The organism is Pseudomonas sp. SD17-1, from assembly GCF_029201585.1.
GTDB lineage: Bacteria > Pseudomonadota > Gammaproteobacteria > Pseudomonadales > Pseudomonadaceae > Aquipseudomonas > Aquipseudomonas palmensis.
Genome location: NZ_CP104044.1, coordinates 2040973 through 2054149, shown reverse-complemented (window position 1 = coordinate 2054149; position 13177 = coordinate 2040973). Strand labels below are relative to the sequence as shown.

General features: G+C 64.1%; 9 protein-coding genes. 2 read left to right on the top strand and 7 right to left on the bottom strand.

Annotated elements, in window-relative coordinates; genetic code table 11:
* Window positions 1-135: 135 nt before the first annotated feature.
* Window positions 136-1002, top strand: coding sequence for a universal stress protein (locus tag N0B28_RS09190; protein ID WP_043863068.1), 867 nt, complete (start codon window positions 136-138; stop codon window positions 1000-1002).
* An 84-nt stretch (window positions 1003-1086) separates the two neighbouring features.
* Here the strand turns inward: N0B28_RS09190 and N0B28_RS09185 are convergent, their stop codons facing one another.
* Window positions 1087-1554 (bottom strand): DUF1289 domain-containing protein, encoded by a 468-nt coding sequence (locus N0B28_RS09185; protein WP_043863069.1) that lies wholly within the window; start codon window positions 1552-1554, stop codon window positions 1087-1089.
* A 406-nt stretch (window positions 1555-1960) separates the two neighbouring features.
* Here N0B28_RS09185 and acnB point away from each other — a divergent pair, with 406 nt between their 5' ends.
* Window positions 1961-4570, top strand: coding sequence for a bifunctional aconitate hydratase 2/2-methylisocitrate dehydratase (gene acnB, locus N0B28_RS09180; protein WP_054915695.1), 2610 nt, complete (start codon window positions 1961-1963; stop codon window positions 4568-4570).
* Window positions 4571-4641: 71 nt separating this feature from the next.
* Here the strand turns inward: acnB and prpD are convergent, their stop codons facing one another.
* From prpD to N0B28_RS09150, 6 genes are all read right to left on the bottom strand, one after another.
* Window positions 4642-6126, bottom strand: coding sequence for a 2-methylcitrate dehydratase (gene prpD / locus N0B28_RS09175; protein ID WP_078480487.1), 1485 nt, complete (start codon window positions 6124-6126; stop codon window positions 4642-4644).
* Window positions 6127-6177: 51 nt separating this feature from the next.
* The gene (gene prpF / locus N0B28_RS09170; protein WP_275731549.1) at window positions 6178-7368 is read right to left on the bottom strand and encodes a 2-methylaconitate cis-trans isomerase PrpF; all 1191 of its coding nucleotides are present in this window, start codon (window positions 7366-7368) and stop codon (window positions 6178-6180) included.
* Window positions 7369-7502: 134 nt separating this feature from the next.
* Window positions 7503-10091: a Fe/S-dependent 2-methylisocitrate dehydratase AcnD gene (acnD, locus tag N0B28_RS09165; protein WP_100634720.1), complete on the bottom strand. Its 2589-nt coding sequence runs from the start codon at window positions 10089-10091 to the stop codon at window positions 7503-7505.
* A gap of 194 nt (window positions 10092-10285) precedes the next feature.
* The gene (gene prpC / locus N0B28_RS09160; protein WP_043863074.1) at window positions 10286-11413 is read right to left on the bottom strand and encodes a 2-methylcitrate synthase; all 1128 of its coding nucleotides are present in this window, start codon (window positions 11411-11413) and stop codon (window positions 10286-10288) included.
* A gap of 58 nt (window positions 11414-11471) precedes the next feature.
* Complete coding sequence (gene prpB, locus N0B28_RS09155; protein ID WP_043863075.1) at window positions 11472-12362, bottom strand: methylisocitrate lyase; 891 nt, start codon at window positions 12360-12362, stop codon at window positions 11472-11474.
* Window positions 12359-13075 carry a GntR family transcriptional regulator gene (locus tag N0B28_RS09150; protein ID WP_043863076.1) on the bottom strand — a complete coding sequence of 239 codons (717 nt, stop codon included), beginning with the start codon at window positions 13073-13075 and terminating at the stop codon, window positions 12359-12361. The genes prpB and N0B28_RS09150 overlap by 4 nt, the downstream gene beginning before the upstream one ends.
* Window positions 13076-13177 lie beyond the last annotated feature (102 nt).

Below are 13177 nucleotides of genomic sequence, written 5' to 3'. Positions count from 1 at the left end.
TCGACAAGACCGGCGATTATACCGGCGGCAGTGGCGATCACCAGTGACTATGCTTGATGCATATCAACATCCACCGCATCCGGGGCGCCGACTATAGTCAGGCATCGCATGCCATTGTCGAAGGAGTTCTCCCTCATGCTTTTAGAAGTTCGCAGCATCCTGGTGGTGCTCGACCCCGACCACGCCCACAGCAAGGCCCTGACCCGCGCCAAGCTGATCGCCGGCGTCACCAAGGCACGCCTGCACCTGCTGATGTGCGACAAGAAGCAGGACCACAGTGCCCTGCTCAGCCTGCTCGCCAGCCAGTTGCACGACGATGGCTACGACAATGTCACCTATGAGCAGGCCTGGCACGACACCCTGCACGAGTCGATCATCGACGTGCAGAAAGCCGAAGGCTGTGAGCTGGTGATCAAGGAACACCGACCGGAAAACGCGCTGAAGAAGTTCCTGCTGACGCCTTCGGACTGGAAACTGCTGCGCCAGTGCCCGTGCGCGGTGCTGATGGTCAAGACCGAGCGCCCCTGGACCGGTGGCGTGATTCTGGCGGCGGTGGACGTGGGCAACGACGATCAGGAGCATCGCAAGCTGCACGCCAGCATCATCGACCACGGCTATGCCATTGCCAGCGTGGCCAAGGGCAACCTGCACGTGATCAGCGCCCACCCCTCGCCCATGCTCTCGGCGGCGGACCCGGTGTACCAGCTCAAGGACACCATCGAGAAGAAGTACCGCGACGAATGCGCTGCGTTCCAGGCCGAATTCGATATCGCCGACGATCGCCTGCATGTGGCCGAAGGCCCGGCGGACGTGCTGATTCCGCACACGGCTAAAAAGTACGAAGCCGTGGTGACGGTGATGGGTACGGTGGGGCGTAGCGGGATCACCGGTGCGCTGATCGGCAACACCGCCGAGGTGGTGCTCGATTCGCTGGAATGCGATGTGCTGGTGCTCAAGACCGAGGACCAGGTGAAGCACCTGGACGAGCTGGCCAGAGGCTGAAGACCCCATCGCGGGTCAAGCCCGCGCCCACAGGGTAAGCGATGATCCAGTGGGCGCGGGCGTGACCCGCGATGGGAACACCGCTTAACCCAGCGCATCCTTGAGAAAGCCCGGCGCGATGTAGCGTTGATAGTGCGCCTCGGACAACAGAAAGAATTCCCGATCGATGGCATCGCGCAGCTCGGGCAGCTCCCAGTCGCGAAACTCCGGCAACAGCACCATCCCGTACGCTTCCAGCTCGCGAATCACCCGCGCGCCCCGCGCAATCAGCTGATAAGCCCAGCAGTACTCGGACTGATGCGGCACGAATCGAATCTTGCGCAGCTCCAGCTGGCCGCGCAGCTTGTCGGCGTCGAACACCTCCAGCTTGGCCGCCATCACCTGCACCAGCAGGTGTTCCAGGCGCAGCCACACCGCACGCTTTTCATCGTCGTTGTAGCCGTTCCAGTGGATCACCTCATGGTGAAAACGCTTGCACCCGCGACACACCAGGTCCCCGTAAACCGTGGAACACAGGCCGACACAAGGCGTTTTTATTGACTGATTGGACATGAAAGATTCAACGGCATGGCGATGGAACAGACGGCCATGTTAGCCCTTTGTCTAACGGGGGTCACGCCGTAAAGTCGTTGCAATCGCCTTACCTTTGGCGCGTTTTTACCGTAGAATCATCCGGCCTTTTTAAGGCAGCAATGTCCGTTAGAAGCTGTTTTCAAAGCGTCACGAGCACAGTTGATCCGGTAGAACGGCGTTGGCTCGGGGTATTCGAACATCGAATGCACCGCGCCAGCCCTCATCAGCCTCCGTTCTACAGGCGTAAAACTTTGAAAGCAGCTTCTGTAAGGATGTCCTGCAACCCTGGCTACGCGGCTCAAAAAGCCGTATTGCGCATGGGTGCCGGCCATTCTGGATGAGCGTCCCGGACACCCATTTGGGACCACTGATGAGGGTAATAACTGTGCTTGAAGCCTACCGCAAACACATCGAAGAGCGTGCCGCCCAGGGTATCGTGCCCCAGCCGCTTAACGCCGAACAAACCGCAGGCCTGGTCGAGCTGCTGAAGAATCCCCCCGCTGGCGAAGAAGCCGTCCTCGTCGACCTGATCACCAACCGCGTACCACCAGGAGTGGACGAAGCCGCCTACGTCAAGGCCGGTTTCCTGTCGGCGGTCGCCAAGGGCGAAGCCACCTCCCCGCTGATCAGCAAGCAGCGCGCCGTTGAACTGCTGGGCACCATGCAGGGCGGCTACAACATCGCCACCCTGGTCGAGCTGCTGGACGACGCCGAACTGGCCGCCGTTGCCGCCGAACAGCTCAAGCACACCCTGCTGATGTTCGACGCCTTCCACGACGTGGCCGAAAAAGCCAAGAACGGCAACGTTCACGCCAAGGCGGTACTGCAGTCCTGGGCTGACGGCGAGTGGTTCAAGAAGCGTCCGACCCTGGCCGACAAGATCAGCCTGCGCGTCTTCAAGGTCACCGGCGAAACCAACACCGACGACCTGTCCCCTGCCCCGGACGCCTGGTCGCGCCCTGACATCCCGCTGCACGCCCTGGCCATGCTGAAAATGGCCCGCGACGGCATCGTGCCGGACGTACAAGGCGCCATCGGCCCGATGAAGCAGATCGAGCAGATGCGCAACGAAGGCTTCCCGATCGCCTACGTCGGTGACGTGGTCGGTACCGGTTCCTCGCGTAAATCGGCGACCAACTCGGTGCTGTGGTTCTTCGGCGACGACATCCCTTACGTGCCGAACAAGCGCGCTGGCGGTTTCTGCTTCGGCTCCAAGATCGCCCCGATCTTCTACAACACCATGGAAGACGCCGGCGCCCTGCCGATCGAATTCGACGTGTCGAACATCCACATGGGCGACGTGATCGACCTGTACCCGCACGCCGGCAAGGTGTGCAAGCACGGTACCGACGAAGTCATCACCACCTTCGAGATGAAAACCCCCGTGCTGCTGGACGAAGTCCGCGCCGGTGGCCGTATCCCGCTGATCGTCGGCCGTGGCCTGACCGAGAAGGCGCGCGCCGAGCTGGGCCTGGGCCCGACCGACCTGTTCAAGCTGCCTGAAGCACCTGTCGACACCGGCAAGGGCTACACCCTGGCCCAGAAGATGGTCGGCAAGGCCTGCGGCCTGCCAGTGGGCAAGGGCGTTCGTCCTGGCACCTACTGCGAACCGAAGATGACCACCGTCGGCTCCCAGGACACCACCGGTCCGATGACCCGTGACGAACTGAAAGACCTGGCGTGCCTGGGCTTCTCGGCCGACCTGGTCATGCAGTCGTTCTGCCACACCGCGGCCTATCCGAAACCGATCGACGTGACCACCCACCACACCCTGCCGGATTTCATCCGCACCCGTGGCGGCGTGTCCCTGCGTCCAGGCGACGGCATCATCCACAGCTGGCTGAACCGCATGCTGCTGCCGGACACCGTCGGTACCGGTGGTGACTCGCACACCCGCTTCCCGATCGGCATCTCGTTCCCGGCCGGTTCCGGCCTGGTCGCCTTCGCCGCTGCCACTGGCGTGATGCCACTGGACATGCCGGAGTCGGTACTGGTGCGCTTCAAGGGCAAGCTGAACCCAGGCATCACCCTGCGTGACCTGGTTCACGCCATCCCTTACTACGGCATCCAGAAAGGCCTGCTGACCGTCGAGAAGAAGGGCAAGATCAACGCCTTCTCCGGCCGCATCCTGGAAATCGAAGGCCTGGACGACCTGACCGTGGAACAGGCATTCGAACTGTCCGACGCCTCGGCCGAACGTTCGGCTGCCGGTTGCACCATCAAGCTGCCTGAAAAAGCCATTGCCGAGTACCTGAAGTCGAACATCACCCTGCTGCGCTGGATGATCAGCGAAGGCTACGGCGATGCGCGCACCATGGAGCGCCGTGCACAGGCGATGGAAGCCTGGCTGGCCAAGCCCGAGCTGCTGTCGGCCGACGCCGATGCCGAGTACGCCGAAGTCATCGAGATCGACCTGGCCGATATCAAGGAGCCGGTTCTCTGCGCTCCTAACGACCCGGACGACGCTCGCCTGCTGTCCAGCGTCCAGGGCCAGAAGATCGACGAAGTGTTCATCGGCTCGTGCATGACCAACATCGGTCACTTCCGCGCTGCCGGCAAGCTGCTGGACAAGGTCAAGGGTCAGCTGCCAACCCGTCTGTGGCTGTCGCCGCCGACCAAGATGGACGCTCACCAGCTGACCGAGGAAGGCTACTACGGCATCTACGGCAAGGCTGGCGCGCGCATGGAAATGCCGGGCTGCTCGCTGTGCATGGGTAACCAGGCACGCGTAGAGCCGAACTCGACCGTTGTATCGACGTCGACCCGTAACTTCCCTAACCGTCTGGGCGATGGTGCCAACGTGTTCCTGGCCTCCGCCGAACTGGCTGCCGTTGCCTCGATCCTGGGCAAGCTGCCAACCGTCGAGGAGTACATGGAGTACGCGGCGAATATCGACAGCATGGCTGCCGACATCTACCGCTACCTGAGCTTCGACCAGATCGCCGAGTTCCGTGAAGCCGCTGCGAACGCCAATATCCCGGTCGTTCAAGCGTAAGCTGACTTAGCGTGAAAAGAAGCCCCGCCAATTGGCGGGGCTTTTTGTTGCCTTCTGAAAAGCTTCGCCCCTCAGATCACGAACAGATCCATGAACCGATGCACCGCCGTCGCCTCAAGCCTCGCCTGATCCTTGCACAACGCAAGGATCTCGGCCGAACGCTGCGCAGTAAACCGCGTCGCCAGGTTGGCCTTGAACTTGTCCTCCAGCAGCGGGATGCCCTGGGCGCGTCGGCGCCGGTGCCCGATGGGATACTCCACCACCACCTGCTCGGTGCTCGAGCCGTCGGTGAAGAACACCTGCACCGCGTTGGCGATCGAGCGCTTGTCGGCCTCCAGGTACTCGCGACTGAAACGCGGGTCTTCGACGATCACCATCTTCTCGCGCAAGCGGTCGATGGTCGGGTGCGCCGCATGGAAATCATCTTCGTAATGCTCGGCCACCAGATTGCCGAAGATCAGCGGCACCGCCGTCATGTACTGCAGGCAGTGGTCCCGGTCCGCTGCGTTGGCCAGCGTGCCGACCTTGGAAATGATGCGAATCGCCGACTCATGGGTGGTGATCACGATGCGCTCGATTTCATGCAGGCGATTGCGCACCTGCGGATGCAGGGTCACCGCCGCCTCGCAGGCGGTCTGCGCATGGAACTCGGCCGGAAAGCTGATCTTGAACAGTATGTTCTCCATCACGTAGCTGCCGAACGGCTGCGACAGGCTGAACTCGCGCTTGCCCTCGGGCTTGAGCGCCAGGTCCTTGTTGGTATGGCTGAACAGCACGTCATAGAAGCCCCACTGCGGCGCGGTGAGCACGCCGGGGATGCCCATCTCGCCGCGCAGGGCGATGTCCGCCAGGCGCACCCCGCGACTCGACGCATCACCGGCCGCCCACGACTTGCGCGAGCCGGCATTGGGGGCATGGCGGTAGGTGCGCAGCGCCTGGCCATCGACAAAGGCCTGGGACAGGGCCGCCAGCAACTGCTCGCGATTGGCGCCCATGAGCCGGGCGCACACCGCCGTGGATGCGACCTTGACCAGCAACACGTGGTCCAGGCCCACCCGGTTGAAAGCGTTTTCCAGCGCGAGCACGCCCTGGATCTCGTGGGCCATGATCATGGCCTCGAGCACCGTGTGCAGGGTCAGCGGCGCGTCGCCGTTGGCCACGCGCTTTTGCGAGAGGTGGTCGGCCACCGCGAGGATGCCGCCGAGGTTGTCGGAGGGGTGACCCCATTCTGCGGCCAGCCAGGTATCGTTGTAGTCCAGCCAGCGCACGATGCAGCCGATGTCCCAGGCCGCCTTGACCGGGTCGAGGCGGTACGCGGTGCCGGGCACCCGCGCGCCATGGGGCACCACGGTACCCTCCACCAGCGGCCCCAGGTGCTTGGTGCACTCGGGAAAGCGCAGCGCCAGCAGGCCGCAACCCAGGGTGTCCATCAGGCAGTTGCGCGCCGTGTCCAGCGCCTCCCCCGGCTCGGCCCTGAAGTGCAGGACATAGTCGGCAATGTCCTGCAGGACCCGGTCGTAGTCGGGGCGGTCGTTCAGGTCAACATTGGCACTCATGGTCGTCTCTCTGTTCACATGGGGTGAAAGGAGAGCCGAGCACCGCTGCCTCTAGAAGGTATCGCCAGGTACGCGTACCCAACCCTCCATCAGCACGCGAGCGCTGCGGCTCATGATTGCTTTGGTAACGGTCCAGTCGCCATTCACCTGGCGCGCCTCGGCGCCCACACGCAAGGTGCCCGAGGGGTGACCGAAGCGCACGGCGCTGCGCTCGCCGCCACCGGCAGCAAGGTTGACCAGGGTGCCGGGGATGGCCGCCGCGGTGCCGATGGCCACCGCTGCCGTACCCATCATGGCGTGGTGCAGCTTGCCCATCGACAACGCACGCACCAGCAGGTCGATATCGCTCGCTGCCACGGACTTGCCGCTGGAGGACTGGTAGGCGGCCGGCGCTGCCACGAACGCCACCTTGGGCGTGTGCTGGCGCTGCGCGGCCTGCTCGACGTGCTCGATCAGGCCCATGTGCACGGCGCCGTGGGCACGAATGGTTTCGAAACGCGCCAGGGCCTCGGGGTCGCCGTTGATTGCGTCCTGCAGCTCGGTGCCGGTGTAGCCCAGGGCCTGGGCGTCGATGAAGATGGTCGGGATGCCGGCGTTGATCAGGGTTGCCTTGAAGGTGCCGACACCGGGCACCACCAGGTCGTCGACCAGGTTGCCGGTGGGGAACATCGAGCCGCCCGCGCCGTCTTCGTCGGCGGCCGGGTCGAGGAATTCGAGCTGCACCTCGGCGGCGGGAAAGGTCACGCCGTCGAGTTCGAAGTCGCCGGTTTCCTGCACTTCGCCTTCGGTGATCGGTACGTGGGCGATGATGGTCTTGCCGATGTTGGCCTGCCAGATGCGCACCACAGCCACACCATTGCGCGGGATGCGACTGGCGTCGACCAGGCCGGCGCTGATGGCGAACGAGCCGACTGCCGCCGAGAGGTTGCCGCAGTTGCCGCTCCAGTCGACGAAGGCCTTGTCGATGGCGACCTGGCCGAACAGGTAGTCGACGTCGTGCCCGGGCTTGATGCTGCGCGACAGGATGACCGTCTTGCTGGTGCTGGAGGTGGCCCCGCCCATGCCGTCGATCTGCTTGCCGTAGGGGTCGGGGCTGCCGATAACCCGCAGCAGCAGCGCATCGCGCGCGGCGCCGGGGAGCTGGGCGGCTTCGGGCAGGTCTTCGAGGTTGAAGAACACGCCTTTGCTGGTGCCGCCACGGATGTAGGTGGCGGGGATTCTGATCTGGGGTAGGTGTGGCATGGAAACATGTGTCCTCTGGAATACAACACAATCCTGTGTAGGAGCCGGCCTTGCCGGCGAAGGGGCTGGTACATCAATGCACCCTGCGTCGCTCCCTTCGCCGGCAAAGCCGGCTCCTACAGGTCAGGTGTACGTCAAGCCACCGACGACTCGAGGAAGTCCTGGGCAAAGCGCTGCAGTACACCGCCCGCCTCGTAGATCGACACCTCTTCCGCCGTGTCCAGACGGCAGGTCACCGGCACCTCCAGGCGCTCGCCGTCACGCCGCGTGATCACCAGGGTCAAGGTGGCCCGCGGTGTCCGCTGCCCCACCACGTCATAGGTCTCGCTGCCATCGATACCCAGGGTCTTGCGGTCGGTGCCCGGCTTGAACTCCAGCGGCAACACGCCCATGCCCACCAGGTTGGTACGGTGGATACGCTCGAAGCCCTCGGCCACGATGGCCTCGACACCGGCCAGGCGCACACCCTTGGCCGCCCAGTCACGTGACGACCCCTGGCCGTAGTCGGCACCGGCCACGATGATCAGCGGCTGCTTGCGCTGCATGTAGGTCTCGATGGCCTCCCACATGCGCGTCACCTTGCCCTCCGGCTCGATACGCGCCAGCGAACCCTGCTTGACCTTGCCGTTCTCCTGCACCATCTCGTTGAACAGCTTGGGGTTGGCGAAGGTTGCGCGCTGCGCGGTCAGGTGGTCGCCACGGTGGGTGGCGTAGGAGTTGAAGTCCTCTTCGGGCAGGCCCATCTTCGCCAGGTACTCGCCTGCGGCGCTGTCGAGCATGATCGCGTTGGACGGCGACAGGTGGTCGGTGGTGATGTTGTCCGGCAGCACCGCCAGCGGGCGCATGCCCTTGAGCGAGCGCTCGCCTGCCAGCGCGCCTTCCCAGTACGGCGGGCGACGGATGTAGGTGCTCATGGCGCGCCAGTCGTACAGCGGGTCGACCTTGGGTCCGGTGTCTTCGTGCACGGCGAACATCGGGATGTACACCTGGCGGAACTGCTCCGGCTTGACCGCAGCCTTGACCACTGCATCGATCTCTTCGTCGCTGGGCCAGATGTCCTTGAGGCGGATTTCCTTGCCGTCCACCACGGCCAGCACGTCCTTCTCGATATCGAAACGGATGGTGCCGGCAATGGCGTAGGCCACCACCAGCGGCGGCGAGGCCAGGAAGGCCTGCTTGGCATACGGATGGATACGCCCGTCGAAGTTGCGGTTGCCCGACAGCACGGCGGTGGCGTACAGGTCGCGGTCGATGATTTCCTGCTGGATCACCGGGTCCAGAGCGCCGGACATGCCGTTGCAGGTGGTGCAGGCAAACGCCACGATGCCAAAACCCAGCTGCTCCAGCTCATCCTCCAGGCCCGCCTCTTTGAGGTACAGGGCCACGGTCTTGGAGCCTGGCGCCAGCGACGACTTGACCCACGGCTTGCGCGTCAGCCCCAGCCTGTTGGCATTGCGCGCCAGCAGCCCGGCAGCGATCACGTTGCGCGGGTTGCTGGTGTTGGTGCAGCTGGTGATGGCAGCGATGATCACCGCGCCGTCGGGCATCTGCCCCGGCACCTCTTCCCATTGCCCGGCAATGCCCCTGGCAGCCAGCTCGCTGGTGGCCACCCGCGCATGCGGGTTGGACGGGCCGGCCATGTTGCGTACCACGCTCGACAGGTCGAACTGCAGGCCACGCTCGTATTCGGCATTGACCAGGCTGTCGGACCACAGGCCGGCGACCTTGGCGTAGGTTTCCACCAGCTTGACCTGGGCGTCTTCACGACCGGTGAGCTTGAGGTAATCGATGGTCTGCTGGTCGATGGAGAACATCGCCGCCGTCGCGCCGTATTCGGGGGCCATGTTGGAGATGGTCGCGCGATCGCCCAGGGTCAGCGCACGGGCGCCCTCGCCGTAGAACTCGAGGTAGGCGCCTACCACCTTGGCCTTGCGCAGGAACTCGGTGAGCGCCAGCACCACGTCGGTGGCGGTGATGCCTGGCTGCGGCTTGCCGGTGAGCTGCACGCCGACGATTTCCGGCAGGCGCATCCAGGACGCACGACCCAGCATCACGTTCTCGGCCTCCAGGCCGCCGACGCCGATGGCGATCACGCCCAGGGCATCCACGTGGGGGGTGTGGCTGTCGGTACCGACGCAGGTATCGGGATAGGCCACGCCCTGCTCGGCGTGGATCACCGGCGACATCTTCTCCAGGTTGATCTGGTGCATGATGCCGTTGCCGGGCTGGATCACATCGACGTTCTTGAACGCCTTCTTGGTCCAGTTGATGAAGTGGAAGCGGTCTTCGTTGCGACGGTCTTCGATGGCGCGGTTCTTCTCGAACGCCTGCGGGTCGAAGCCGCCGCACTCCACGGCCAGCGAGTGGTCGACGATCAGTTGCACCGGCACCACCGGGTTGACCTGGGCCGGGTCGCCGCCCTTGTCGGCGATGGCGTCACGCAGGCCGGCAAGGTCAACCAGTGCGGTCTGGCCAAGGATGTCATGGCACACCACGCGGGCCGGGTACCAGGGGAAGTCGAGGTCGCGCTTGCGCTCGATCAGTTGGCCGAGCGAGGCATCGAGGGTTGCCGGGTCGCAGCGGCGCACCAGGTTTTCGGCCAGTACGCGGGAGGTATAGGGCAGCTTGTCGTAGGCGCCGGGGCTGATGGCGTCGATGGCGGCGCGGGCGTCGAAGTAGTCGAGCGTGGTGCCCGGCAGGTGCTTGCGAAATTCAGTATTCATGGACGCGGGACTCAATCACGGATAAGTCGGCGGTGCGCAGCAACGATGGGAAACCTGTAGGAGCCGGCCTTGCCGGCGAAACGGTAGAAGAGACACCGCAGTGCTTCCTTCGCCGGCAAGGCCGGCTCCTACAACAGCAACGCCGGCCTCTCCAAAGGCAAGGCCAGCGCCTTCATCGGTACTGCACGCCAGTCTCAGCGTTGTTCGATTGGCACGAACTTGCGCTGTTCGACGCCGGTGTATTCGGCGCTCGGGCGGATGATGCGGTTGTTGGCACGCTGCTCGAACACATGCGCCGCCCAGCCGGTCAGGCGCGAGCAGACGAAGATCGGGGTGAACAGCTTGGTCGGGATACCCATGAAGTGGTAGGCCGAGGCATGGTAGAAGTCGGCATTGGGGAACAGTTTCTTCTGTTCCCACATGGTCTTGTCGATGGCTTCGGACACCGGGTACAGCACGGTGTCGCCCACCTCGTCGGCGAGCTTCTTCGCCCAGCCCTTGATCACTTCGTTGCGCGGGTCGGACTCCTTGTAGATGGCATGCCCGAAGCCCATGATCTTGTCCTTGCGCTCGAGCATGCCGAGGGTGCCGGCAACGGCTTCCTGCGGGGTCTTGAAGCGCTCGATCATTTCCATCGCGGCCTCGTTGGCACCACCGTGCAGCGGCCCGCGCAGCGAGCCGATGGCCGCCGTCACGCACGAGTACAGGTCCGACAGGGTCGAGGCACACACCCGGGCAGTGAAGGTCGAGGCGTTGAATTCGTGCTCGGCGTACAGGATCAGCGAAACGTTCATCACCTTGACGTGCAGCTCGCTCGGCTTCTTGCCGTGCAGCAGGTGCAGGAAGTGCCCGCCCAGGGTGTCTTCGTCGCTGGTGCAGTCGATGCGCACGCCATGGTGGCTGAAGCGGTACCAGTAGCACATGGCCGCCGGGAACAGCGCCAGCAGGCGGTCGGTCTTCTCGTGCTGCAGGCCGAAGTTGAGCTCCGGCTCCAGGGTGCCGAGCACCGAGGAGGCGGTACGCATCACATCCATCGGGTGGGCGGTGACCGGAATGCGCTCGAGCACTTCCTTGAGCGCCTGGGGCAGGTCGCGCAGCGCCTTGAGCTGGTGCTGGTACTCGCTCAGCTCGGCCTGGGTCGGCAGCTCGCCGTACAGCAGCAGGTAGGCGACCTCTTCGAACAGCGCGTGCTCGGCCAGGTCGCGAACGTCATAGCCACGGTAGGTCAGGCCGGCGCCGGCCTGGCCCACGGTCGACAGTGCGGTTTGCCCGGCCACCTGACCACGCAGGCCGGCACCACTGAGTACTTTTGCTTCGGCCATTGGTTTTCTCCACTTTTGAATTTGTTATGGGAATCGGCTAATTGCGGTGTGCTGCGGTTCAGCTCTTCTTCTGAGCGAACAGTGCGTCGAGCTTCTGCTCGAACACGTGGTAGTCGATGGCATCGTAAAGCTCCATGCGAGTCTGCATGGTGTCGATGACGTTTTTCTGCGTGCCGTCGCGGCGCAGCGCGGTGTAGACGTTCTCGGCCGCCTTGTTCATGGCGCGGAACGCCGACAGCGGATACAGCGCCAGCGACACGTCGGCCGAGGCCAGCTCTTCGGTGGTGTACAGCGGCGTGGCGCCGAATTCGGTGATGTTGGCCAGGATCGGCGCCTTCACGCGGTTGGCGAAGGTCTTGTACATCGACAGCTCGGTGATGGCCTCGGGGAAGATCATGTCGGCACCGGCCTCGATGCACGCCGCAGCGCGATCCAGCGCGGCCTCCAGGCCTTCTACCGCCAGGGCGTCGGTACGCGCCATGATCACGAAGCTGTCGTCGGTACGCGCGTCCACGGCCGCCTTGATGCGGTCGACCATCTCCTGTTGCGAGACGATTTCCTTGTTCGGACGATGGCCGCAGCGCTTGGCGCCCACCTGGTCCTCGATATGAATGGCGGCGGCGCCGAACTTGATCATCGAGCGGACCGTGCGCGCCACGTTGAACGCCGACGAACCGAACCCGGTGTCCACGTCCACCAGCAGCGGCAGGTCACACACGTCGGTGATGCGGCGCACGTCGGTCAGCACGTCATCCAGGCCGGTGATGCCCAGGTCGGGCAGGCCCAGCGAGCCTGCCGCCACACCGCCACCGGAGAGGTAGATGGCCTTGAACCCGGCGCGCTTGGCCAGCAGCGCATGGTTGGCATTGATGGCGCCGACGACCTGCAGCGGGTGCTCGGCGGCGACTGCATCGCGAAAACGCTGGCCGGGACTGCTTTTCTGACTCATGACTCACCTCGTGGGCTAGGGGCGGTGGCGTCTTTGTAATGACGCTCGATATTGCGCTTGGATGCGCCGATGTGGCGGCGCATCAGTAATTCGGCCAGCTCGCCGTCACGGTCGGCGATGGCATCGAGAATCCGGTGGTGTTCGGCGAACGCCTGGTGCGGGCGGTTGGGCGTGGCGGAGAACTGGATGCGGTACATGCGCACCAGCTGGTACAGCTCGCCGCAGAGCATCTGCACCAGGGTGCGGTTGCCGCTGCCCTGGATGATGCGGTAGTGGAAGTCGAAGTCGCCCTCCTGCTGGTAGTAGCCCACCCCGGCCTGGAACGCGGCATCACGCTCATGGGTGTCGAGCACCCGGCGCAACTCGTCGATCTCGGCTACGCTCATGCGTTGAGCAGCCAGGCGGCAGGCCATGCCCTCGAGGGACTCGCGAATCTCGTACAGCTCGATCAGCTCGGCATGGCTCAGCGACACCACCCGCGCCCCTACGTGCGGCACCCGCACCAGCAGGCGCTGGCCTTCCAGGCGGTGGATGGCCTCGCGCAGCGGGCCGCGGCTGATGCCGTAGGTACGCGCCAGCTCCGGCTCGGAGATCTTGCTGCCGGGGGCGATCTCGCCCTTGACGATCGCGGCCTGGATACGCCGGAAGACGTTTTCGGAAAGCGTCTCCGAATCTTCCTGAAGGGGGGCGGAGGCTTGGGCTGCATCCAGCATATTGTCGACACCTTGAAAATCTGTAGGGCCAAAATTAGCTAATTAAGCCACCCCAGTCAAAGACAAATTCAATATTGTCGACAATCGTCTAAGAACGAACTT

Bases quoted from the DNA above. Each gene is read 5' to 3' on its own strand.
- N0B28_RS09190 (WP_043863068.1), top strand. From the start codon at position 136: ATGCTTTTAGAAGTTCGCAGCATCCTGGTGGTGCTCGACCCCGACCAC.
- N0B28_RS09185 (WP_043863069.1), bottom strand. From the start codon at position 1,554: ATGTCCAATCAGTCAATAAAAACGCCTTGTGTCGGCCTGTGTTCCACG.
- prpD (WP_078480487.1), bottom strand. From the start codon at position 6,126: ATGAGTGCCAATGTTGACCTGAACGACCGCCCCGACTACGACCGGGTC.
- prpF (WP_275731549.1), bottom strand. From the start codon at position 7,368: ATGCCACACCTACCCCAGATCAGAATCCCCGCCACCTACATCCGTGGC.
- acnD (WP_100634720.1), bottom strand. From the start codon at position 10,091: ATGAATACTGAATTTCGCAAGCACCTGCCGGGCACCACGCTCGACTAC.
- prpC (WP_043863074.1), bottom strand. From the start codon at position 11,413: ATGGCCGAAGCAAAAGTACTCAGTGGTGCCGGCCTGCGTGGTCAGGTG.
- prpB (WP_043863075.1), bottom strand. From the start codon at position 12,362: ATGAGTCAGAAAAGCAGTCCCGGCCAGCGTTTTCGCGATGCAGTCGCC.
- N0B28_RS09150 (WP_043863076.1), bottom strand. From the start codon at position 13,075: ATGCTGGATGCAGCCCAAGCCTCCGCCCCCCTTCAGGAAGATTCGGAG.